Origin of the sequence: Ensifer adhaerens, assembly GCF_020035535.1 — a bacterium.
Classification (GTDB): Bacteria; Pseudomonadota; Alphaproteobacteria; order Rhizobiales; family Rhizobiaceae; genus Ensifer.
Genome location: NZ_CP083351.1, coordinates 433606 through 456743 on the forward strand (window position 1 = coordinate 433606; position 23138 = coordinate 456743).

23 protein-coding genes are annotated in these 23138 nt (G+C 60.8%); 13 read left to right on the top strand and 10 right to left on the bottom strand.

Going from position 1 to position 23138, the window contains the following annotated elements; all coding sequences use genetic code 11:
* Positions 1-68: 68 nt before the first annotated feature.
* The 4 genes from LAC81_RS36715 to LAC81_RS36730 all read left to right on the top strand — a co-directional run bounded on the left by LAC81_RS36715 (position 69) and on the right by LAC81_RS36730 (position 4397).
* Positions 69-1010 carry an ABC transporter permease gene (locus tag LAC81_RS36715; protein WP_223731055.1) on the top strand — a complete coding sequence of 314 codons (942 nt, stop codon included), beginning with the start codon at positions 69-71 and terminating at the stop codon, positions 1008-1010.
* A complete protein-coding gene (locus tag LAC81_RS36720; protein ID WP_419195916.1) occupies positions 1007-1849 on the top strand; it encodes an ABC transporter permease in 843 nt (280 codons plus the stop codon). The genes LAC81_RS36715 and LAC81_RS36720 overlap by 4 nt, the downstream gene beginning before the upstream one ends.
* The gene (locus LAC81_RS36725; RefSeq protein WP_223730497.1) at positions 1846-3423 is read left to right on the top strand and encodes a dipeptide ABC transporter ATP-binding protein; all 1578 of its coding nucleotides are present in this window, start codon (positions 1846-1848) and stop codon (positions 3421-3423) included. Before LAC81_RS36720 ends, LAC81_RS36725 begins: the two co-directional genes overlap by 4 nt.
* Positions 3424-3509: 86 nt before the next feature.
* Positions 3510-4397, top strand: coding sequence for a LysR substrate-binding domain-containing protein (locus tag LAC81_RS36730; RefSeq protein ID WP_223730498.1), 888 nt, complete (start codon positions 3510-3512; stop codon positions 4395-4397).
* Positions 4398-4591: 194 nt separating this feature from the next.
* On the opposite strand, the gene LAC81_RS36735 is transcribed toward LAC81_RS36730, so the two are convergent.
* From LAC81_RS36735 to LAC81_RS36755, 5 genes are all read right to left on the bottom strand, one after another.
* Complete coding sequence (locus LAC81_RS36735) at positions 4592-6637, bottom strand: ABC transporter ATP-binding protein (protein WP_223730499.1); 2046 nt, start codon at positions 6635-6637, stop codon at positions 4592-4594.
* Between the two features lie 3 nt (positions 6638-6640).
* The gene (locus LAC81_RS36740) at positions 6641-7528 is read right to left on the bottom strand and encodes an ABC transporter permease (protein WP_223730500.1); all 888 of its coding nucleotides are present in this window, start codon (positions 7526-7528) and stop codon (positions 6641-6643) included.
* Positions 7525-8478 carry an ABC transporter permease gene (locus LAC81_RS36745; RefSeq protein WP_223730501.1) on the bottom strand — a complete coding sequence of 318 codons (954 nt, stop codon included), beginning with the start codon at positions 8476-8478 and terminating at the stop codon, positions 7525-7527. Before LAC81_RS36745 ends, LAC81_RS36740 begins: the two co-directional genes overlap by 4 nt.
* Positions 8475-9146: a dimethylsulfonioproprionate lyase family protein gene (locus tag LAC81_RS36750; RefSeq protein ID WP_223730502.1), complete on the bottom strand. Its 672-nt coding sequence runs from the start codon at positions 9144-9146 to the stop codon at positions 8475-8477. Before LAC81_RS36750 ends, LAC81_RS36745 begins: the two co-directional genes overlap by 4 nt.
* Positions 9147-9214: 68 nt before the next feature.
* Positions 9215-10741: an ABC transporter substrate-binding protein gene (locus tag LAC81_RS36755; protein WP_223730503.1), complete on the bottom strand. Its 1527-nt coding sequence runs from the start codon at positions 10739-10741 to the stop codon at positions 9215-9217.
* A gap of 109 nt (positions 10742-10850) precedes the next feature.
* Between LAC81_RS36755 and LAC81_RS36760 the strand changes: the two genes are divergently transcribed.
* Together LAC81_RS36760 and LAC81_RS38680 are read left to right on the top strand one after the other, a co-directional pair.
* Positions 10851-11729, top strand: coding sequence for a LysR substrate-binding domain-containing protein (locus LAC81_RS36760; RefSeq protein WP_223730504.1), 879 nt, complete (start codon positions 10851-10853; stop codon positions 11727-11729).
* 872 nt (positions 11730-12601) lie between these two features.
* On the top strand, positions 12602-13009 hold the full coding sequence (locus tag LAC81_RS38680) for a helix-turn-helix domain-containing protein (protein ID WP_223730505.1): 408 nt from the start codon (positions 12602-12604) through the stop codon (positions 13007-13009).
* Positions 13010-13133: 124 nt separating this feature from the next.
* Here the strand turns inward: LAC81_RS38680 and LAC81_RS36770 are convergent, their stop codons facing one another.
* Positions 13134-13889 carry an SDR family NAD(P)-dependent oxidoreductase gene (locus LAC81_RS36770; protein ID WP_223730506.1) on the bottom strand — a complete coding sequence of 252 codons (756 nt, stop codon included), beginning with the start codon at positions 13887-13889 and terminating at the stop codon, positions 13134-13136.
* Positions 13890-14207: 318 nt separating this feature from the next.
* Between LAC81_RS36770 and LAC81_RS36775 the strand changes: the two genes are divergently transcribed.
* The 7 genes from LAC81_RS36775 (at position 14208) to LAC81_RS36805 (ending at position 18982) form a co-directional block, all read left to right on the top strand.
* Entirely contained in the window at positions 14208-14795 is a 588-nt protein-coding gene (locus LAC81_RS36775) for a L,D-transpeptidase (RefSeq protein WP_223730507.1), read from the top strand.
* Positions 14796-14985: 190 nt separating this feature from the next.
* Entirely contained in the window at positions 14986-15117 is a 132-nt protein-coding gene (locus tag LAC81_RS36780) for an ABC transporter (protein ID WP_113540252.1), read from the top strand.
* Between the two features lie 126 nt (positions 15118-15243).
* A complete protein-coding gene (locus LAC81_RS36785) occupies positions 15244-15816 on the top strand; it encodes a hypothetical protein (RefSeq protein WP_223730508.1) in 573 nt (190 codons plus the stop codon).
* A gap of 205 nt (positions 15817-16021) precedes the next feature.
* Positions 16022-16609, top strand: coding sequence for a protein-S-isoprenylcysteine O-methyltransferase (locus LAC81_RS36790; RefSeq protein ID WP_223731057.1), 588 nt, complete (start codon positions 16022-16024; stop codon positions 16607-16609).
* A gap of 10 nt (positions 16610-16619) precedes the next feature.
* Positions 16620-17402 (top strand): 2-oxo acid dehydrogenase subunit E2, encoded by a 783-nt coding sequence (locus tag LAC81_RS36795; RefSeq protein ID WP_223730509.1) that lies wholly within the window; start codon positions 16620-16622, stop codon positions 17400-17402.
* The gene (locus LAC81_RS36800) at positions 17399-18277 is read left to right on the top strand and encodes an SDR family NAD(P)-dependent oxidoreductase (protein ID WP_223730510.1); all 879 of its coding nucleotides are present in this window, start codon (positions 17399-17401) and stop codon (positions 18275-18277) included. Before LAC81_RS36795 ends, LAC81_RS36800 begins: the two co-directional genes overlap by 4 nt.
* A 489-nt stretch (positions 18278-18766) precedes the next feature.
* Positions 18767-18982: a hypothetical protein gene (locus tag LAC81_RS36805; protein ID WP_419195931.1), complete on the top strand. Its 216-nt coding sequence runs from the start codon at positions 18767-18769 to the stop codon at positions 18980-18982.
* Positions 18983-19306: 324 nt separating this feature from the next.
* Here the strand turns inward: LAC81_RS36805 and LAC81_RS36810 are convergent, their stop codons facing one another.
* The 4 genes from LAC81_RS36810 to LAC81_RS36825 form a co-directional block, all read right to left on the bottom strand.
* On the bottom strand, positions 19307-20287 hold the full coding sequence (locus tag LAC81_RS36810) for a DUF2950 domain-containing protein (RefSeq protein ID WP_223730512.1): 981 nt from the start codon (positions 20285-20287) through the stop codon (positions 19307-19309).
* An 18-nt stretch (positions 20288-20305) separates the two neighbouring features.
* Complete coding sequence (locus LAC81_RS36815) at positions 20306-21673, bottom strand: DUF3300 domain-containing protein (protein ID WP_223731058.1); 1368 nt, start codon at positions 21671-21673, stop codon at positions 20306-20308.
* Positions 21674-22133: 460 nt separating this feature from the next.
* On the bottom strand, positions 22134-22565 hold the full coding sequence (locus LAC81_RS36820; protein WP_235693199.1) for a MarC family protein: 432 nt from the start codon (positions 22563-22565) through the stop codon (positions 22134-22136).
* Positions 22549-22803 (bottom strand): hypothetical protein, encoded by a 255-nt coding sequence (locus tag LAC81_RS36825; RefSeq protein ID WP_223730513.1) that lies wholly within the window; start codon positions 22801-22803, stop codon positions 22549-22551. The genes LAC81_RS36820 and LAC81_RS36825 overlap by 17 nt, the downstream gene beginning before the upstream one ends.
* Positions 22804-23138 lie beyond the last annotated feature (335 nt).

The following is a 23138-nucleotide window of genomic DNA, read 5'->3' on the forward strand; positions in this document are numbered from 1 at the left end:
GGCCGTCCAAGCGCGCCCCGCGAATGAGGCGCGGCCTGTTTCACGATGAGGGGGAGAATTCGGTGTTTTTGGGCATGTTCCTGTTGAGAAAGGTAGCGATCGCGCTTGCCACGATGCTGGCAGTTTCGTTCCTCATCTTTGTGGCGCTGGAGGTGAACGTCGAGGATGTCGCCGTCAAGGTGCTGGGGCAGTACTCGACCGTCGAGCAGCGTACGGCCTGGCTGGCGCAGAACGGCTACAACGATCCTTTTCTGCTTCGCTACATTCGTTGGCTGGGCCAATTCGTGGTCGGCGACTGGGGCATGTCCACCTTCTTTCGCGCGCCGGTGATCGAGATGGTAATACCGCGCCTTGCGGCCTCGGCTCTCCTGGCCGGCGGCGCCTTGTTGGTGATTGTCGTTTTCGGTCTCGGCCTCGGCGTACTTGCCGGCATGCGGGCGGGCTCGCTCCTTGATCGGGTGATTTCGGTCTTTTCCGTCGTGACCACCTCGATACCGGATTTTGCCTCGGCGGTGTTCCTGTCGGGGATTTTCGTATTCTGGCTCGGCCTTCTACCTGGTGCGAGCACGATGATCTCCGGATTTTCGCTGGCAGAACTGGTTCTGCCAGTCTCGGTGCTCGGGCTTTATTCGATGGGTTACCTCGCGCGCGTGACGCGTGCTTCGATGGTAGAGGTGATGAACGCGCATTACATTCGCACCGCGCGCCTCAAGGGTGCCGGGATGGGTCGGATCGTGCTGCGCCACGCGCTGCGAAACGCCCTGATTACGCCCGTCACGGTCATCATGCTGCAACTGCCCTGGCTCTTGTCGGGTGTCATCGTCGTTGAGGTCTTCTATGCCTACAAGGGTTTTGGCACGCTTCTCTACGACGCAGCGCTCAACCAGGACATCTACCTGATCGAGGCCTGCGCCATGATCTCCGTGCTTGTTGTCGTGGCAAGCCAGGTTCTGTCCGATCTGCTCTACGGTTGGCTTAACCCGCGCATCGCACTGGGGGCTGCGGCATGAAGACGATGATCTCGAATTTGGCAAAACCGCTTGTGCTTGTGGGAGGCGTGCTCGCCATCGGCTGGCTGCTGGTCGCCCTATTGGCACCGCTGATTGCTCCCTACGACCCCTTGCAGACGCTGCAGCCCCTCGCCAAGCCGTTGACGGCGGGAGCCAAGGGGGAATTCTTCCTCTTTGGCACGGACATGCTGGGCCGCGACATCTTCTCGCGCCTTGTGTGGGGCGCGCGTACGGTGGTGGTCTACTCCACGCTCGCCACGCTGACCGCCTATGCCTTCGGCCTTTTCTTCGGCCTCATCGCCGGTTATGCCGGCGGGCGGACGGACGCGACCCTGTCGTTCCTCGCCAACGTCGTGCTCAGCTTCCCGGTCCTAGTGCTCTATATCGTCATCATTGTCATGATCGGTGCCTCGCCCGTAAACATCGTCATCGCCGTGACGTTCAGCAGCGCGCCCGCTATCTTCCGTATCGTGCGCGGCATTACGATCGATGTCGCCAGCCGGGACTTCGTCAAGTCTGCCATCACCCAGGGCGAAAGCACCCTGCGCATTCTCTTCGTCGATATCCTGCCCAACACGACCGGACCGCTCGCCGTCGATTTTTGCCTCAGGCTCGGCTATACGGCGATCACCATCGGCACTCTTGGTTTCCTTGGCCTTGGCCTGCCTCCACCGACGCCCGATTGGGGCGGGATGGTCAACGAGGGCCGCGCCATGGCCATCGCCTTCCCGCATCTCGTCATATTCCCCTGTATCGCCATTTCGTCCCTGACCCTCGGCCTCAGCCTTTTGGCCGATGGCCTGCGCGAAGTGAACGACGCGAAGGAGCGCCAGGCATGAACCAGCCCCTCTTGAAGATCCGTAATCTTTCCGTGGCCCTGCCGAAGGGCGCCGACCGTCCTTTCGCGGTGCATGATGTTTCGCTTGAGGTGAAGCCAGCCGAGATCCTTTGCGTCGTCGGGGAATCCGGTTCGGGCAAGTCCGTGCTGACTTCGGCGCTGATGGGCGCCGCCCCACGCGGTCTTAGTGTTGCGAGCGGCGAGGCGCGCATGGGCGGACGCGATCTGCTCGCACTCACCGAACGCCAGTGGCGCGATATCCGCGGCAAGGATATCGGCATGATCTTCCAGGAGCCGATGGCTTCTCTCAATCCAGCGCTGACTGTCGCGCGGCAGATTGAGGAGGTCTTCGAGCTGCATTCCGATTATTCCCGGGCCGAACGTGCCGAACGCGCGCGGCGGCTGGTCGAGGAAATGCACCTGCCCGAACCGGACCGGGTTCTCAAAAGCTATCCGCACCAGCTGTCGGGTGGCCAGTGTCAGCGCGTGGTCATTGCGATGGCGCTGGCGATGAGCCCGAAGCTGCTGATTGCCGATGAACCGACCACGGCGCTCGACGTGACCACCCAGGCCCAGGTGCTGAAGCTGATCCGGGAGCTGCGCGACAATCACGGCCACGGCATCATCTTCATTACCCACGATCTCGGCGTTGTGGCCGACATCGCCGATCGCATCGCCGTGATGCGGCGCGGCGAGGTGGTCGAAATCGGTAGCGCCGAACAGGTACTGAAGGAGCCTAAGCACGACTACACCCGCGCGCTGATCGCTGCGGTGCCGAGCCTCGTGCCGCACTGCCGCCCTACGGTAGAGGCGCAGGACGTGCCGGCGCTTTCGGTCAACGGGCTCAACCACAGCTACGGTGCAAAGCAGGTTCTGCATGACATCACGCTTTCGGTCGCGCCCGGAAGGGTGCTGTCGATCGTGGGGGAATCGGGATCGGGCAAGTCGACCATCGCCAAGAACCTCATCCGCCTTACCGACCCGACCGAGGGGAGGATCGCGGTTGCCGGGCAGGACATACTCGAGCTGAAGGGTGGTGCGCTGCGTCGCATGCGACGGCGGATCCAGATGATTTTCCAGGACCCCTTCGGCTCGCTCAATCCGCGCCGCAAGGTCGGGCCGATGATAGCGCGTGCCGCCATGCTATCAGGCATGGGCCGTGCCGAGGCGGTGGAGCGAGCAAAGGAATTGCTGGAGCTCGTCGGGCTGCAAGGCAATGCCTATGAGCGCCGACCGGCCGCATTTTCGGGCGGCCAGCGTCAGCGGATCGGCATAGCCCGTGCATTGGCGATGCGCCCCGACGTTCTTGTCGCCGACGAAAGCGTTTCGGCACTGGATGTGTCGGTTCAGGCCCAGGTGCTCGACCTTTTGGCCGATTTGCAGAAGCGCTTGTCGCTGGCCGTGGTCTTCATCACCCACGACCTCAGGGTGGCCGCGCAGATCAGCGACGAGATCGTGGTCATGAGCAAGGGCCGTGTGGTCGAGCGCGGACCCGCAAGCGAGGTCTTGACCCGGCCGCAGCATCCCTATACCCGCGATCTGATCAAGGCGGCGCCTGGGCGCGGCGCCTTTTGATACGACCCGGTGGTCGCCATCGGGGCCTGGATCTCAACGCACGCCTGGGGCCGGCCGCCCCGGAGCCATGACAGGTATAGCCCGCGATGTCGGTTGCTCCATCCCTCACGTCTCTGCGGGCTTTTTCAGTCGTCGGACAATGTCTGAGCTTCACGCAGGCAGCGCATCGCCTAGGCGTAACGCAGAGTGCAATCAGCCGGCAAATCCGGCAACTTGAAAGCACGCTCGATGTTGCCCTGTTCCGTCGCATCGGCAACAGCGTTGCGCTGACGGAAGTGGGTGCGATCTTGCACGAGCGGCTGAGCGTTTCGTTCGACCTGATGGACGAGGCCGTGCGCGAGGTGCGTGCGACCGTGCCGCGCCAGACCCTGAAGGTTCTCGCTCCTCCGACCTTCGCCGCGCGCTGGCTGGCGCGGCGGCTTGCCTCCTTCCGCCAGCGGTTTCCTGATCTCGATCTGTCGCTGCACATGCGCGGCGACGAGAATGTCCGCTTTGATTGTGTGATCCGCTTCGGCGCTGGCCCTCGGGAGCGCCACACCAGCACCCGGCTGATGACCGAGCAGCATATCGCGGTCTGTGCGCCCGGGCTTGAAAAGGATCCAGAGCGGCTACGCAGCAGTTGCCTGCTCTACGTGCTCGACCAATCACGGCGCCTGCCGACCTGGGAGAACTGGTTTGCCGCCACACAGCGCGACCGGCGCGAACTGCCCGAGAACGCAATGGAGTTCGCCACGCTCGACATGGTGATCCAGGCGGCCCTGACCGGAGCTGGGATTGCCGTGGTGGACCGCAACATGATCGAAGCCGAATTGCAGGCCGGAAGCCTCATTCAGCTCGATCCGGTGGTCGTCACGGGGCCGGTCGGCTACTGGTTGGACATTTCCGGAGAACGCCTCGCTCATTCGCGTGTCGTGCATTTCGCGCGCTGGCTGCAGCAGATGGCCGGAGGCGGCCGGGAGCTTGACCTTTCCTAGGACGAATTCAGGCCAAGTACCCGGATACACTGTCCCACAACAATTTAATGTGGTCCCGACCGGCCGGCCCTAACAGGCGCGATAGACCTGGCGCTGGTCGAGCACCCCATGGAGCGGCAGCCCGACCAAACACCTGGTGAGAAGGCAAAGCATTGCCCGGTTGTTGGCGCGACCCGGCACATCCGGCAGTTATTTCAAAGGGACTGGAGCCGACCGTCTTCGACGGCGGATGATCGGATATGTTTTGGCGAAGGGACGTGCCTCCCAAGAGCGTCAACGGGCAGGTGGCAACGGACAAAGCCGCTTCCCGTTTCCTGAACGGGAGGACGTGTTTCCGCGCAGAGGCTGCCGGGTTGGCGCGGGCAGCGCCCGGCAAAGGGACAGCCGATTCCCGGCGCTGCTTTCAATCCGGGTGCAGAAGGCGGGCGAGAGACATGCCCATCCTTGCGCAGGCTTGGCGCGGCTTCCAGCAGCATTTCCGTATATGGATGCAGCGGTGCGGTGAGGAGGGATACCGCCTTGCTCATCTGCATGAGGTCGCCATGATAAAGGACGGCCACCCGGTCTGCCAGTTGCTGGACGACGGCCAGGTCATGCGAAATGAAGAGCATAGCAACGGCATGCTTTTCCTTCAGCGACCGCAGAAGCTCGACAATCCGGGCCTGGACCGACACGTCGAGCGCCGACAGGATTTCGTCGCAGATCAAAAGCTTCGGGTTGACGAGCAGCGCGCGGGCGATGGCGATGCGCTGGCGCTCGCCGCCGGAAAGCTGTTCGGGAATGCGATCGAGATAGCCGGCATGAAGGCCGACGCTTTCGAGCACGGTTTCAAGCGTCTTGCCTTCTGCGGAAATGCCGAAATGCGTCAAGGGGCGCTTGAGGATCGAACGGATGCTGGACCGGGGATTAAGCGACGCGTCGGGGTTCTGGAAGATGTACTGTATCTGGCGCAGTTGCTCGGCCGAGCGATCATGGAGCGCCGGCGAAAGAGGACCGTCCTTGAGGGTGATCGCTCCGGAGCGCGGCGGCAGCCGCCCGCTGATCGCCCGGGCGATCGTCGATTTGCCGCTGCCCGACTCCCCGACAAGCGCGACCACTTCTCCGGTCCCAAGTTCCAGGTCGATGTCGCGCACCACCGGCAGGGTCGTACGCCCCAGGATTTTGTCGACGATGCTCGGTTTTCGATAGGAAAGCTGGAGGCCTGAGACCGCAAGAAGCCGCTCCGACCTCGCAGATGCCCGGCCTTTCGGCTCGGCCGAGACGGCTATCTGATGTTGGGCGGCCGCGTCCCGCCAGCGCATGCAGGCGACGGTGCGTGCATCGGCGATCGGCTCCAGGAGCTGAGGTGTCGTGCGGCAGGCGGGCGTTGCGAAATCACAGCGCGGCGCGAACTTGCAGCCGGTCGACATCTGATCACGCCGAAGCACGCCGCGCAGTCCGCGCTGATGCCGGTCGGCGCCGTCCATCGTCGGGATCGAGGCAATCAGCCCGCGGGAATAGGGATGGGCAGGGGCCGAAAGCAGCCTGTCGCTTGTCGCCACTTCGACCAGCTGGCCGGCATACATGACGCCGACGCGATCGGCGATCTGGGCGAGCAGCGCAAGGTCATGGGTGACATAGAGCATCGCCATGCCGATGCGAGCCCTGAGATCGGAAAGAAGGTGGATGATCTGACGCTGTGTGGTGACGTCGAGGCCGGTCGTCGGCTCGTCGAGAACCAGAAGATCAGGATTGCACGCGACCGCCATGGCGATCGTCACCCGTTGCTGCTGGCCGCCGGAGAGCTCGTGCGGATAGCGGTGACCGACATCCGGCAGCCCGACGAGCGCAAAGAGCTCGATGATGCGGCGCCCCATCGTGATGCCGTCCGGCAGCGCCTTGTGCGTTGCGATCATTTCGCGGATTTGCGCACCGACCCGCATGCCGGGGCTAAGCGATGTCGTCGGGTTCTGTGGCACGAGCGCAATGCGGTTGCCGCGCAGGCGTGTCAATGCCGTGGGCGCGAGCTTCAAGAGGTCGACGCCGTCAAAAAGCACTTCGCCGGTCTGAACGAAGCTGTTGATCGTGCCGTATCCGAGCAGGCGATAGGCAACTGTCGATTTGCCACAGCCGGATTCCCCAACCAGTCCGAAGGCTTCGCCCCGGGCGATTTCGAAGGAGACGTTCTGCACCACGTTGGTCAGGCCGGACGCTCCGCCATAGGCGATGTTGAGATTGCGAACTTCGATGAGCTTTTTCATGTTTCACGCTCCCGCGACGGGCCGTTGGCCGAGCATGCGCGACAGGCCGTCGGTAAAGAGGTTGAAGCCGATGACGAGCGACGCGAGGCCGAGGCCGGGCCCGAACACCGTCACCGGGGAAACGATCAGGAGGTTGCGGTTTTCACTAATCATCAGTCCCCATTCGGGCGTCGGCGGTCGGATGCCGAAGCCGAGAAAGCCGAGTGCTCCGATCAGGATCGGTGCGTAGCTGAGGCGCAGCGAGAACTCGACGAGCAGCACGTTGGCGGCATTGGGAAGGATTTCCCTAAAGACGATCGACCAAGTGCCTTCGCCACGCAGTTCCGCTACCGCCACATATTCGCGCGTGGCGATCTCCATCGCCGCCGCGCGGGCGATGCGGGCAATGCGCGGCGCATAGACAAGGGCAACGACGAAGACGATGAGCACCGGTTCTCCGGCGAGCGCCGGGCCGGCCGCAATGATCATGACAAGTGCAAGCGCCAGGAAGGGAATGCTGATCGTCGCCTCGACGACGCGCTGCGTGATTTCATCGAACCAGCCGCCGATATAGCCGGACAAAAGCCCGAGCGTGGTACCGGCGACCATGCCCAGAATCGTACCGGCGAAGGAGAGCAGCAGCACGATATGGGCGCCGTACATGAAACGGCTGAAGACATCGCGGCCGATCTGGTCGAGCCCCATCGGATGGTGAAGGGACGCCCCGGAAAGGGGGAGCCCCGCGCCCATTTCCGCAAAGCCATAGGGTGTCCAGAAGGCACCCGCGATCGCGAACATTACATGGGCGGCAAGAATGATCGCACCGACCCTGAAGGGGCCGGGCGTCGCACGCCAGAGCGCTTTGTCGAACCAGGCGGATCGTGCGGGCAGGTTGGACGTCGTCATGGTCATCGGCTTGTCCTCAGGCGCGGTTGAAGCAGGACGGCGAGCACGTCCGCTACCAGGTTGGCGGCGACGTAGACGGCCGCGCTGATCACTACCGTCGCTTTGATGAGGGGAATGTCGCGCAATTGCAGCGCGTCGATCAGCAACGTGCCGAAGCCTGGATAGGAAAACACCCGCTCGACGATGACAACGCCGCCGATCAGGAAGCCGAGGTTTAACGCAGTCACGTTGAGCGCGGGTACGACGGCGTTCGGAAGGGCGTGACGGAAGAGCACGGCGCGGGGCCGGAGGCCCTTTAGCTCGGCGAGCCGCACATAGTCCGAGCGCAGTACCTCGATCAGACTGTCGCGCAACACGCGGATGGCATAGACGGCCATCATGATCGCAAGCGTCACCGCAGGGAGGATCATGGCGCGTAGCGTCTCCTGCCAGGTGCTGGTCTCGGAGATCGTCGCCAGCGCCGGCAGGATCGGCACGGCGACCGCGAACAGGAAGAGCAGGATGGTTGCGAGTAGGAAATCGGGCAGCGAGAGCAGGAGCAGCGTGATCACGGAGATGACGTTGTCGATGGTCTTGCCGCGGTTGACTGCCTGGATGACGGCCGGAACGAGCGCCAGCACCAGGTAGATCGCAAAGGCCAGGAGCGACAGAAGCAGCGTGTTGAGGATGCGAGGCGCCAGAACGTCGGCGATCGGCCGGCCGGTCGCGATCGACACGCCAAGATCGCCGCGCAGGAAATCGCCGAGCCACTGGAAATAGCGCACGAGTGCAGGCTGGTCGAGATGGAGCTGGCTGCGCAGCACCTCCAGCGCCTTGACGGTTGCGTCGCGTCCTAGAATGCGGGTGGCGACGTCGCCGGGAAGCGCCTCGAGGATCAGGAAGATCAGGATCGAGACCAGGAGCAGGGTGAGGGCCGAAAACAGGATCCGGCTGACAAGGAGGCGGACGACACTCATTTCGGGATCGCTCCGGCTGAGCGCAGGGCCGCCTTGGCGGTCAGCGGGTCGGGAATGAAGGCGGCATCCGTTTCAAGATCGCCTTCCCAGATGTAGAGAAGCACCAGGGGCCTGTCGGCCGACAGCGTGGCGTGCGGCACCCATGGTGCGTGATGAATGGTTTCGCCGATGCCCCGCATGTCCCAGTCGGCGTCTCCGGCCCGCCAGAAAGAAGGCCCGGTGACCGTGTAGTAGAGCTCGTCGGCGGGATGATGGTGGAGCGGATAATGGGTCTTGGCCCCTAGGAACATCAGCCCGAAGGCGAGTTCCCGATCCTCGATCAAGGCCGGCACGCCATTGTCGGGTCCGCAAATCACGCCGTATCCGTAGTTCTCACCGAAATCGCTGCTGGGCGGATTGGCCAGGTAACTCTTGCTGCGGGTGACATGGATAGCCGGCAGCAGGGCGCAAAGGGCCTGGGCGAGTGCGGATGTGCCGCCATAGGCTGCAAGCTCGTCTTCGCAAGCGGCCTGGATCGGCACGCGTCCCTTGGGCACGGCGGTGACGGGCGGCAGATGCTGTGCAATCCGGCGCAGCCGGACGGCGTGCGATCGCGACACGGCGCGCTGATCGCGATCCAGCGCATCGGCAAAAGAGTTCACAAAGGTCGTCAGGGCGGAAATCGTCATGCAGCTATCCTCTTCCACGGGACGGCTCGTCCCGTGGATGGGTTGACATGAGGGTTGGGAGGGCGGCTCTAGTTGCCGCAGGTCAGCTCGGCATAGTCGATACGGTTCACATCGACATTCGGCCGGTAGCCCGAGCAGCCCTTGCGCAAACCGGCGACCACCGAGGTGAAGACCGGCAGGATCATGCCGCCTTCATCGGCGACGATCCGTTGGGCATCGCGGTAGAGCTTGTTGCGCTCCGTTTCATCAGCCGTTTGCCCGGCCTTGACGACGAGCGCATCGAAATCGTCCCGCTTCCAGTGCGTCTCGTTCCATTCGGACTTGCTGTTCAGCGACAGCGTCAGGGCTTCTGCCGGCGGGCGGGCGCTGGTGTAGGAGATGACCGCCGGCTTCTTCAGCCAGACGGTGTCCCAGTATCCCTCGGCGGGAGAGGTGATCACGTTAACGCGAATGCCAGCTTCTGCGGCCATCTGCGCATAGACCTGCGCCAGCAGCATCATGCCCGGATAGGAATCCGACGTGTAGAGATCGAAGTCGATGCCATCGGGGTGGCCGGCTTCGGCAAGCAGCGCCCTGGCCTTCTCGACATCGACAGCCTTCGCCGGCACGCCGAGGCCGAGCGGGGAGGAGAGCGGGATCGGCGTATCGCCACCGACCTCGCCATAGCCGAGCAGCACCGTATCGAGGATCTTCTGCCGGTCCATCACCAGCCGCAGGGCCTCGCGAACCTTGACGTTGTCGAAGGGCGGCGTGTCGGTCCAGACGGCGAGATAAAGGGACGTCGCGCCCGGTGTGGCAACGAGTTCGACTGCTGGATTGTCCTTCAGCGTGATCAGGCTCGGCGGATCCACCGTCAGGGAGAGATCAACGGTGCCGGACAGAAGGGCGGAAAGCCGCGAGGTGGATTCGAGGCTGGTAGTGATCTCCAGGCACTCGGCCTTCGGCAGGCCTGGACGCCAGTAGTTCGGATTGCGCCGCATCACGCGGACTGGGCCATTGATGGTGAAGGTCTCCTGCATGAAAGGCCCGGTGCCGTTGCCCCTGGTGCGAAGATCCTCCGACTTGGCGCCATCGGGCACCATCAAGGCATATTTGGTTGCGATCAGCATCGGCAGTTCGACGACCGGCTCCTTCAACTTGAAGAGCACGGTATGATCGTCGATCGCCGTGATGCCGTTCTGATCGAGGAAGGCGAGGGTCGAAAAGCCACCGGGCGAGATCGCCGGATCGAGCAGGCGGCGATAGGAGTAGACCACGTCCTGGGCGTCGAAGTCGGTGCCGTCGTGGAATTTTACGCCCTTGCGCAGGTGAAATGTCCATTCTGTTGCATCGGCGTTGGCTTGCCAGGATTCCGCCAGCACAGGCACGGGCTGCATTGTGTTGCTGCGGTCGACAAGCGGCTCGTAGACTGAACGGATATGGTAGACGCTGTCCGTGCCGATGAGGGCTGCCGGGTCCATCGTCTGCTTCTCGCCGTCGGATTCATAACCGAGCACCCGGACGCAAGCCTGCTGAGCGGCGGCTGCGGTTGCAAAAAGCGCACAGCCGGTCATGGCCACGGCGAGTGCCGTGGTTCTCATAAGATCCCGTTTCATTTCGGTTCCCCATTCTTGGATTATTCAGGGAGTATGAAAATGGCGCCGGCTGCTTGCAAACGATTAGAATTAACGTCTACATGAGTAAAATTCATGTGGGTTTGAAAGCATGGTCCGCCGCACATTGCCGCCCTTGACGACGCTCAGGGCCTTCGAGGCCGCGGCACGGTTGTTGAGTTTCAAGGCGGCAGCAGAAGAGTTGCGGGTCACGCAGTCGGCGATCAGCCATCAGGTGGCTTCGCTCGAACGCAATCTCGGCACGCCGCTGTTTCTCAGACTTCCCGGTCGGGTCGAACTCAGCCAGGAGGGAGCCGTCTATTTTCCCGTCGTGCAGGAAGCGCTCGACAAGGTTGCGCTCGCCACCGACCTCATCCGCCAGACGAACACGCCGGTATCGCTGACGGTGCAGGTTTATGTTACCGTCGCCGTCCGCTGGCTGATACCGCGCATGCAGACGTTCAAGGAGAGTTCCCCCGAGGTTGCCGTCAATCTCGACGCGAGCCTGCTCGACTGGGAGTTCAATTCCGACCGCGCCGACATCGGCTTCATCTACACGAAGACGCCGAACCGGCCGACCCTTGCATATACGCTACTGCGCCGCGAGCGCCTTGTTGGCGTCTGCTCTCCGGCCATTGCCAAGGTCATCAATACGCCCGAAGACTTAAGGCACTTCTCGTTTCTATCGGTCAGCGGCACTGCCGAGGATGCTGCAGCCTGGGCGGCGAGCGTCGGAGCGAGCGGTCTCTCTCAAAAATCCTCGCCGCTCTTCGACAGCAATCTGCTCGCAATCGAAGCGGCCGCCAACGGCCAGGGGCTGGTCGTCGTGCCCCAGTTCCTGGTCGAGGCAGATATTGCCAACGGTACGCTTGCAGTCCCGCTTGCCTCGCAGGTCATGCAACCGGGCGGATGGTACCTTGTGCACCTGGAACGGCGCGCGAACGAGAAGGCGATCCGCAAGTTTCTGCAATGGATTGAAAGCCAGGTGTGAAGACGCAAGGGGGATGCTTGCATGTTCCGTTTATGCAGAGCCTGCAGTCACCGCAACAGCATCATCGGTACATCCATCAGATGCGGACCGAAAATACCGAAAAAGACTTCTGCTGAGGCTCTTATCTCCGCATAGGCTGTTAGAACAGCCAATCCCAGGATTGAGATCGCAGATCCGAGCCGGATAGCAGCGCTACCATCACCATCATGAACGTCCGTCGTGGGCGCTGGAGGGTCGGAGGATGGGCGGTTGCCATGGAGAAGGTTGTCGTTTGCCGCGCGCAACAGGCGGGTGGGTCGCGGATATCGAAGGCGACTTTTCTCGCATATCCCGGGATAAGCCTCGCAGATTGAGTTCGCCATCTGACACATCCATGACCAATTTGAACGCTTACAATCTTAGGTGAACCGCTTCGTTTGGCCGTTCCCAGGGTAACTGGGCCCCCCAGTTGGCATTCTCTTGCCACGGGCGAAACGCCCCTGTTTTGGTTCTCGAAGGGACTCCTCAATTGGCAACCGCGAGACATCGGCCAAGGGGGCGCGTTCCTTCCCGCGTGACCGGCCTACCTGCCTATTGAGCGCCCAACATTGGAGCAATGCATCCCGACGCGGCAGGGAACCAACTGGTCGCGACTGGTGGCTCTCAGCGTTTCGACATTGGATCTGCGCATATCGTAAGATCGTGGAAGAGGGGTTCATTGACCTTGCAATGGGCATGACACCACCGAATCTTCGCGATTGGCAATTGATGCCGATCTGCGCTAGCTCAACCGACATCTTGGATCCTGTATACCGGAAGCACACTGGACGCAGGGGCCGGGACAGAAATAGGCGGATGGTACGCTGTCCTCTTATCCTGGCGCCAAGGACCAAATGCAGGAAGCCGTCGTCGCCCATATCGGGATCCGTATCCGCGCGCGAAGGATCAGGTCGAGAATGTCACGAGCGGAATTGGGCGCAATAGTTGGCCTGACAGGCGGGCAAGTGGGCGACGTCGAGCGGGGCGTCAGCTGGGTCAGTCCATACCAGCTCTTGTCCATCGCCGACGCGCTGGAAGTGGACGCTTCGCATTTTTTCAGTGATCAGCACCTCTTACAGCACCTGCTGCGAGGCAACAGGCAGCCTCGGAGTTGGGCGCTGATCCGACCTGTTCGGTCGCTGAGATCGGCTTCGCATTCGTGCTCCAATAATGGTCGCGGAATTGACTGCGGTTTCGATCGTGCTCAACACCGGTCCTTGTCGAACGCCGAAGTGTCTGCCGGGGCAGTCCCGTCAGGGTAAGTTTTCAAGGCGGACGCAGCCAGATCAAGGGTCCTTTGGTCGTTCAAATGCCTTGCGACAGCCTCCAACTTCTTGGCACCAGTCGCGAGATCAAGACTGAGGTTGCGTTCCAAAGGCGACTTTCTCAGTGCGCCGTGTAGGCACCATCCACAAGGTGAACGCTTCCTGTGATGAAACTCGCTTGCTCGGACAACAGAAAACAGATCAAGGCAGCCACCTCGTCGGGCGTGCCGCGCCGTCCCATTGGCTGCAGAGACATTATACGCCTGCTGTTTGCCACATCGACACTTTCTGAAGTGAGCGGCGTGTCGATCCAGCCAGGGGCGACTGCATTGATGCGGATCCCCGTTCGAGCGTACTCGATCGCAGCCGCCTTGGTCAGTCCGACCACTGCGTGCTTGGCGGCGGTGTAAGCGGCAGCGGTCGGGAGTGCGACGGCGCCGAGAATGGACGCAGTGTTTACGATCGCGCCGCCGCCTTGCGCTGCCATCGCTGCAATCTCATGCTTCATGCAGTAAAAAACGCCGTGCAGGTTCACATCCATGAGTGCGTGCCAGCTCTCAAGCGGATAGTCGGCAATCGGCCGGCGGATCCCGTGGACGCCGGCATTGTTGACAGCAAGATGAAGGCCACCACAGGTCTGCACGGCAAACGTGACCATCTGCTCCACCGCGGCCGGATCGGCGACATTGGCCGCGATATCATGGGCCTTGCCTCCGCTCGAACGGATTTCGTCGGCGACCAGGCGCACGGCGCTGGCATCAACATCCGCGGCAACGACTTCGGCGCCCTCGGCAGCAAGTTGGTGACACACTGCCGCACCAATTCCCGAACCCGCGCCGGTCACAAGCGCGACCTTGCCTGCGAAGCCTAGATCCATATGTGTTCATTCCTAACTTTGCCGTTCCGCGAACGCGCCGTCTTCGCAAGTCATTCTATGAAATGCACCCGAAGACCCGATCTTCCAACCGGACCAGCACAGCAACGCATAAGAATGGCGCCAACTTTAGACCCGATTCACGCAGTGCATCTAGGCCCTCTTTTGGAATATACAGCGCTTTCCGTCTAATTCGCGGGACTGTCGGCAAGAAGCCATTTTCCTATCCTGTCCCCGGACGAAGTTTATTGCAGCTTGGCGGGTAAGTGTTGTAAGTCTAATGGACGATTCGGGGCGTACCATTTTTCTCAGCAGGTAAGAATGGACAATCACCGCATTACACGGAGGTTCCTCCTCGTTGGCAGCCTTAGCCTATTGGCCGGGTGCAGTTCAAATTGGCAGCGCATTTCCTTTCCCTCCCTGTATGCCGGCACCCCCGGCGTCGATCCGCGCTATCGAAAACAACATGTCCGCTTCGACGGCAATGAGCCAGCCGGCACGATTCTTGTCGACACCAACCAACGCTACCTCTACGCCATCGAAGAGGGCGGATGGGCGATGCGCTACGGCATCGGTGTCGGCGAGGAGGGCCTGACGCTCAAGGGCCGCGCCGTTGTCGGGCGCAAGGCCGAGTGGCCATCATGGACGCCGACGGCAAGCATGATCCGCCGCAAACCGGAACTGGCGCAATACGCCGGGGGCGTTTCCGGCGGCCCTCACAACCCGTTGGGGGCATCCGCTCTATATCTTTATCGCAACGGGCAGGACACCAAGTTCCGTCTGCACGGCACCAACGCACCCTGGACAATCGGGCACGCCGTTTCCAACGGCTGCATCCGGCTTACAAACGACGATATCGTTGATCTTTACGCGCGAACTCCGGTTGGAACGCAGGTATTGATCATTTGATGGCGCCCTCTATGTTAGAGCGGTATTGGAATAGGGCTGACATACTTCTGACGAACTCTTCAAAGTTCGGTAATGATAAATGGACTGACGAGTGTGCCCTTTCCGCACTAGGCCGAATCTTGAATTGCTACTAATACTATGAATGTTGCCTTCGAATACCCATTCCGATCACAGAGGGAAGGAAATATTGATGAGCAGAATTCTAATCGTAACAGTTGCGTTGCTTTCCGTTGCTAGCCTCTCGGCTTGCGGAACAATCGGCAAAGGTAAGGGTAAAGCGCCGCCACCAGTGGCAGCGGAACCTGCGCCCGTTTACAAATAGTGGCTGACCTTGGTTCGGGGAGGGCCTCACGGTCCTCCCCGCCCTGTCTGATCGCGGCTGCGGTGGCAAGCCGCTCAAGATGGCCGCTTCAAGCGCTCATCTGAATTCAGGAGATATGGCGCAGTAATGACGCTCTCACTAGGTCGCATTCCGTTCGCCGTCATAACCGCCCTGGCGGTTACCGCGTGTCAATCGCAAGACAAAAGCCCGCAGCCACGCTATGTCTCAACCATTGCAGGCAGTCCAGCGCAACAACGCGATCAGGGCTATTTCATCGAATTCCGCTCCCGTTATGCGCTCAGTTACGGTCATACCTATGTGGTCTTTGGCCGCCTGAACGAGTCCGGAGCAATGGTCAATCCGGAAGTCGCGGGACTGGCTCCAGCAACAAGCGACACCGCTCCCTACGTGCTGGGGCATCTTTTGCCGGTACCTGCAGAAACGGGCGCAAGCGACGGTGATCTTGAGGAGCAATACAGGTCCGCGAGCTGGCGCGTCATGTTGACTGAAGCGCAATACCGCGACGTCGTCGCCAAAATCCGAAAGCTCAAAGCCAAAGCCCACTTCTGGCACGCGTCGCTCTATAACTGCAACGCTTTCGTGGCCGATATTGCCCGCTCCATGGGATATAAGACACCTGGTATCTGGCTGAGACCCCAACAGTTTGTCACAAGACTACGCGAGATGAATGGCGGCTGATCCGCGATCAGCGGCCGATCAGACGGCCTAGGGCCGGCTGGGTATGATTGGCTGCCAGTGCCTGGCGTCGGGCCGGCGTGAGTTTTGGTGTGCTCAGTTTCACTTTAGCACCTTGTCAGGTAGAGGCGGCGCATGGCAGTCTCGTCCCGGCTTGAAGTTTCGGTAGCCGAAGCAGCAGCAATAGCTTGGGTGATGCATCGTGAACATGTCTGTCCCTTCCATCGGTGAAGCTTTCTGGGTCATAGGCATCGTTGCCTGGTATGTGGTCCGTTACCCGTTTGAACGCCGGGCGAAGCGGGTGCGCGTGACGACCAGTCGCCGCTCGATGACCGACACGATTGGCCTTGCTGCTGCTTTGCTCGGTCTTGCGATTTTGCCCGGGTTTTATGTCGCAACCGGTATCCCCCGCTTTGCCGACTACCCCGCACATTCATGGATGGTGGTCCTCGGAGCCCTCATTTTCGGCATGGCTCTATGGACCTTCCGCCGCACACACAAGGAGCTCGGCCGGAATTGGTCTATCTCGCTGGAAATCCGAGAAAAACATCAATTGATCAGCAAAGGCCTGTACGCCCTCATACGCCATCCGATGTATACAAGCTTCCTACTGATGGCCATAGGCCAGCTGTTTTTGTTATCAAACTGGCTGGTCGGCCTTGCGGGCGTCGTCGGTTTCTCCGTGCTTTTTTTCCTGCGGGTCGACAAGGAGGAGCGTCTGATGCTGGAGTTTTTCGGCGCCGAGTACCGTGCCTACATGGACAGGACGAAGCGCATTATACCCTATCTGTACTAGAGGTGGCGTGATGCGGGGCCGACCGGTCAAGCTTTCTGCGGCACGACGCCTCGTCGGGGATCTCATGCGATTTTCGATCGGCGTGCCGCGGGTTACCGTGCAGCGACAAATGCGTCTCAGCGTGTTGCATGAAGCCAGGACAAACCAATCGGAACGACCCTCTTGGATGGTGCTGTTCTTGAAGGGCTACGGGCTCCTGTCCAAAGAGATGCCAGAGTTCCGCCGGGCCTATGTCAAGTTGCCGAGACCGCAACTCTATGAATACCCGGGAAGCGTCGCGTCCGTGGCGCACGAGCGAGAATACCAAGGTGAGCGGGTTGTGCTTCTCAGTACGATCAGGACGCCCGAACGGCGGTCGATCCCGGAGTTGAGCGCCCTGCTTCAGGAAGCTCGGTCCCGTCCGGTTCTCGAAATCAGGGAGTTCCGTCGAGCGCTGAAGATTGCACGGTTTCCAGCGCCACTGCGGCGGCTGTTGATGTGGCTCAGCCTCAACATGGGTCGTCAACGGGGACACCGGTTCGGCACGTTCCAGTTGTCGGTCTATTCTGGGCTGGGTGCGGAGTCGCTCAATCCGCTGACGCCTTTGACGACGATCTTCAACTATGGCCCAATCGCTGAAGACGGAACGGTCACCGTCCGTATTCACTATGATCATCGCGTCATGGACGGCGCCAATGTCGCGCGCGCCCTCCTGCGCTTTGAGGAAATCTTAAACGGAGAAATCGCAAACGAGGTGGCCAGTCTTTCCGCGGCCGAATACGCTTCGATTGCGGCGCGAAAGTCCTCCGTATGACATCGCGTCATCTTCAACGGCCCGCAATTGTCGTCGTCGGGGCGTCCCGGGGGATAGGCAGAGCGATAGCTGAACTTGCCGCACGAGATGGCGCGCCGGTAGTCCTCATTGCGCGATCCATCGAGGGTCTCCACGTCGTGGAATCCTCAATCAAACAGGCGGGCGGCCAAGCATTCAGCCTCTCGCTTGATCTTACATCTCGCGATGCTTCGACCAATCTTGAAGAGTTCCTCTCACACCAGGGGCTCGTCTGCGAAGTTCTTGTCAACAGCGCCGGCTTCGGCTTGCGAGGTGCGGCCACATCGTTGCCGATTGGCGACCAGGTGGGGATGATCGACGTCAATATGCGCGCTCTTGCTGAAATGACACTGCGCCTGCTACCGGGCATGGTCGAAAGACGTCGTGGGGGCGTCATCAACATGGCCTCAGTGGCCAGCTTTACCCCTGGCCCCTACATGGCGATGTATTATGCGAGCAAGGCGTTTGTGCGCTCCTTCTCAGAGGCCCTGTACCAGGAGACGCGAAAGACGGGGGTAACTGTGACCTGCGTGGCGCCGGGACCAGTGTCGACCGAATTCCTCGAAAAATCTGGAGCCAACAGGGCTGCGCTTTTCAAGGTATTACCGAAAGCCAGTCCCGATTATGTGGCAGCCGCCGCATGGCGCGGATTCAAAGCGGGCCGCCGGCTGGTTATTCCCGGCGTTTCTGCAAAATTGGCGATCCTTATGGCTGGGATGCTTCCCTCCCAAGCGCTTCTGCCACTCATCGGTAAGCTGCAACTGCGGGGCAATGACCCTTGCCCTTGTGGGTCCGGCAAGCAGCTCAAGCACTGTTGCCGCGCAGGTCCTCCCAAAGGTGGGACTGCATCAGTTTGACCTACCCTTGGGCGTCGAACGCGCCTCATGCTCACGCAGGTCCACTTCAAATTTCTGACGCGTCTTTGATCGCACTCTTATCTTTTCCGCCGTGCAAAAAGCTTGCCGCTGGGCGGTGCAACGAAACATGCCGGATGCGAATTGAACTTGATCGGACTCTTTGAACCGAACGTCTCAAGTTCATAGTGGCGCACTGAACAAGCCAGGAACGCATATTTTGCGGGGAAAGACCGTGATCCACTCGGCTTGTTGACGAGATCTGAACTACAAACGAACTCTGTTCATGAGCAGCGGTTCCCTTTGTCATTCTGGGCCGTGATCGATTTCGATCAATGATTGGGACCAACACGGACGATCCTATAGCGATTCTCTTGGCTACAGGTGGACAATTATGCCCTTCCGTTTGGGGCCGTTCTTTTACCTGGAAGCAATCAGGAGGGTCAGGCAATGGGCAAGCTGAAACCGCTGTATATAGCGCTATTGGCCGGGATGTTTCTGGCAACTGTACCGGGTGTATCGTGGTCGACCGATCAAGCACAGCAACGCCGCGCAGGGCGCGACGTCAGGCAAGAGACACGGCAGGGCGCGCGCGAGACGAAGCAAGATTGCCGTGCTGCCAATCAACAAAGCAACGCGGCATGTCGACAGGACAAGCGGCAGACCAAACAGACTGGTCGACAGACCGCTCGAGATATCAAGTACTGAATGTAGGCCGGAGGAGTAGGCGTTCCAAGGCCGGCTCTGGCCAACGTTGCCCAGAGAACGCGTCGATGCAAGCGTACTCTACGGCTACTGAAAAGCCCGCGTCCCAAGACGCGGGCCTTTCGTTTTAGAGGACGTCAGTACCATTGTGCGTACGTGATCTTCGCCCACATAGTCGTCCGGGCGCCTTTGGCGCTTTCCGAGCTCCGGTTCAGTGAACTTCACCTGCACGCAGGGGGTAGGCAAAGATGTGGTCGGCGCCAATCGCTCTCGCGTTGATCGACTTCGAGCCTTCCGGGTTTTCCGATACCTCCTGACGTGGGGTTTTCAATCGGGCACGACGTCCCATTTGTCGTCGGGATCGAAGCGATCGATGAAGGGCACGATCTCTTCGGTATTCGGCCCGAGATCGCGTTCGTAGACGATGCCCTGCTGGTTGACGACGAAGGTCTTGACGCCGGTCTCGGCATAGCTGACCGGCGAGGCGATCAGGGCAAAGCCGCCGATCATGTTGCCGTTGATGACGTAGTCGTACCGGCCGCCGGCGATGTTGTCGCCCTGTGACGTCAGGATGCGGAAACGGTAGCCGAAGTATCCTTGGCCGGCCTTCGCCTTTTCCAGTGCAGCTTCGCTGATCGCATCGCCGACCGGGCTTTCACCATCGCCCTGGTCAGCCGGCCAGTAGAGCCCGTCCGTCAGGCCCGGGCTGCTGATCAGCTTCTGGGCATATTCGAGCACGCCATCGCCATCGCGGTCCTTGGAGGCATATTCCCTCTGTGCGTCGACATAGGCCTGAACGGTGTCGATCGCCTGTAGTTCGTTCTCGCCGACGCGGCGATTGAGAATTTCCTCGAGCCCGACATAGGTGTCGAAGGCCCATTTGCCGTCTTCGCCCTTGGTGATCGGGAACGGCAGCGGCCAGAGCCGATCACCGATCTGGATGATCTCGCGCCCTTCGAGATCGCGCACGATGACATTGCGGGCTGCACCTTCGCGGATGAGCGCGAAAGTATCCATCGCGCCTTCACCGGCTTTGAGCTTTTCCGCATTGAGCCCGAGAAGTTTTGCCAGACCGTCGAAATCATTGGCGGCGAGCTTCGCCTTGAATTCGTCGACTGCCTTGGCCGGATCATCGAAGGCCGGAGGATCTTGGTCGGACGCATAGGCGTCGAGGCCGGCCGCCATTTGATCCATTGGTGCCTGCTCCGCCGGCGCCTTTGTCTGCGCGAAGGAAGTTTTGAGCGGTCCGGCGGCCAGGGTGAGGGCGATCGCCGTTCCAAGGAGAAGCGGATGAAAGAGCTTTGTCATGGTCGTTCTCCTATCTGACTATCGTCTGCCGCCGCCGCCGCGCCCACCGCCGCCGCCACCGCGTTGGATTGGAGGTTTGCCGCCGCCGCGGGTTGCTTGTGGCCGCCCGCCGCCACGCTGGCCGCCACCCATGCTCTGTCCACCGCGCTGTGACGAGTTAACCTCGCGACGGCCGGAATTGACGGTGCCGAGCCCCGACGGGTTCGCGGGTCGGTTCTCGGCCTTGCCGCCCATCTTCGGCTTGCCCGCGGGTCGGTTTGCCGGGGTCTGTTTTGCTTGCGGACGGTTGGTGCCTGCCTTGGCGTCACCGGCCTTCGGTCTTGTCGCCTGGCCATCGGCGGGACGGGTCGCTGGCCGCTGCTGCGCCTTCAGCCCATCAAGGGTGTTCTTGCGCACGTCCTTGATCTGGCCCGCGCTGCCACCGGTAGGCCCTGCGTTCGGGCGATCGCGGTTGATCTCGTTGGCGCGGTTGCGCAGGTTGTTGTTGCCGTCCGCCTTGATATTGTTCTTGACGTTGGTCCGGTCGAACTTCTGAAACTGAGTGCTGTCGAGCTTGATCTTGCTGCGGTCGACGTTCTTCCAGTCGACGTCGTTCCACTTGACCTTGCCATTGATGTTGTTGAAGCAATTGTTGCAGTCGATGTCGACATCGCCGCCATTCCAGCGGCCGCCCCACACACCCCAATCGTCCCAGTCGACGATCGCCGCAAAGGCCGCACCCGTCACCGCACCTGCAAAGAAGGTCGCGCCCGGATACCAATAGGCGGGAGAGGGCTCTTCATAGTAACTGATCGGCGCCGGCGCATAGTTGGGCTGATACAGCATCTCCGGCGGATACTGCGGCACGTAGATCGTTTCCGGGTTCGCCGCCTGGATGACGACATTGTCGCCTTCCTGGACCACCGTCACTTTGTCGTCGGACTTGATGATGTTCTTGGCGACTGCCTCGTCGCGCAGTTGCTGTATCGCGACCAGCACGTCTTTCTGCTGATTGGCGATCGCATCGCCGAAGGACTGCGTCCAGTCGAGGTCTTCGGCCATCATCTTGACGATCTGGGGATAGTTGAGCAGCGAGATGACGCTGCCGTCCCAATCGTCCTTCGGTTTCGTGTCGGGCTTCTTCTGGCGGCCCTCAAGGAACCGTTCCGCCTCGACGATCTGCAGCGGATAGAGAGCGGCCGCGGAAATCAGCGCCACCAGCTCGTCGGGATAGAGCGCGATGCGGGCAATCAGGATCTCGAGTTCGTCGTCGGTGAGCGGTTCCGGCGCCGTTTGCTGCTCGGCCGCCGGCGCGCCTGCCGACTGCTGCGCGAACACCGGGTTCATGGATGATGAGAGCATCATGGCAACAGCGCTGCCAAGCACGATTATTGTCTTCCGCACTATGATCACCTCCAAGGGTAAAGACGGAAAGGGTCGCCCGAAATACTGGTCTCCTTGGGATGCCGGTAAAGCGGCTCGGTGTGTATTGGCTGGGCAGCAGAGCGAGCGCCATCGCCAGCGCCTATCTGAACCAACTTCATGACAACCAACCGCCGCATGGCTTCCCCAAGGTCACTCCGAACGGACATTAAGCGGAATATGTCGGCTTGCTGAAGAACGTAACAGTTACATTGTGCACGGCCGTGCGATTGCTGGCGGTTTCACCGCCGAGAACATTGTCTTCAACTCCTGATCGGGAGGGCTCGACATCTCGAGTGCCCGGGACTGGCGGGAAGGCTGAAACGACTTCGAAAGCTAAGGTTACGTCACCAGCAAGCGTGCTAGGTGCTAGGTAAATTTCAAGCCGAGATCGCGCTATGCGGGCGCCGAAGAGGTGCTTGTGGTCGCCTTTGACAGGCGGAGGTCACCATTCGATCAAACTCAAACTATGCAGAATGATCTGAAGTCCAAGGGCCGCCTGCGTGACACCGAGCACGACCGCCAATACCTGGAGGGAGGTTCCTACCCATTTCAAGATGGTGTCCGCGAACGTCATCGCGAGCCAATCCAGTAACAGGATTAGGAGCACGATGGCGGCGACGATAAAGCCTTCCGCCTGGCGATCGCCGGCCAGGGTCGTAAAAACGATCACGGCAGCGATACCATAGGGAGGGACGATGATTGGAAAGGCTAGTGGCGCAAGGGCAAGCCTCTGGTCTTGTGGTCGGCCCACCGCGAGGGTGTGCTCGGTCTGGTTCGCGGATTGCTGCAAGATCGTTCGAAGAGCCACGAGAAACAGGATGATGCCCCCAGTCATGGCCAGGACCGGCAAGGAAATTTCAAAGTTCTCCAACATTGTGCGCCCAAGCAAGCCGGCGATAGCCAGGGCACCGGCCGAGAAGAGGATGGCCCTCCCAGCCGGCGGTGATGCTTACAAAGGGTACCAATATCTTGATGGGGCCGAGCATAAGAAAAAGCATCAAGAACATTTTTCGCGGGCCAAACTCGACGTCCGGCATACCCGCAGCGTTCAGCGGTTGGGCGAGGGACTGCTCGGCAAAACTGCTTGCGATTATCACGAGTGTGATGGTCAAGCCGATAGAATGCCCAGTTCGACGCCATTTTGATTTTTCAAATGCGCCAGGCTTACCGTTCCCGCTGGCGCGTAGCGATATGAGCGTGCGTATGAGGTTTGGACATGCCGTCATTTGCCAGTCCCCGATCACTCCAGAGCCATGGATGTCCTGACCAATTTTCTACCGGCGCTGCCGCGCACCAGGTTCGCCAATAGGGCCAAGCCGCGTCAAATGGAGCCCTGCGTTGCGGGCGCGCGTGGGTGACTGCCGTCTCAGCGTCTCAGTTGCCGCTCTCGTCAGAGGCCGGTCGGCCGCTTGGGTAACAACTTCGGCGTCAATCGTAGACAACAAAC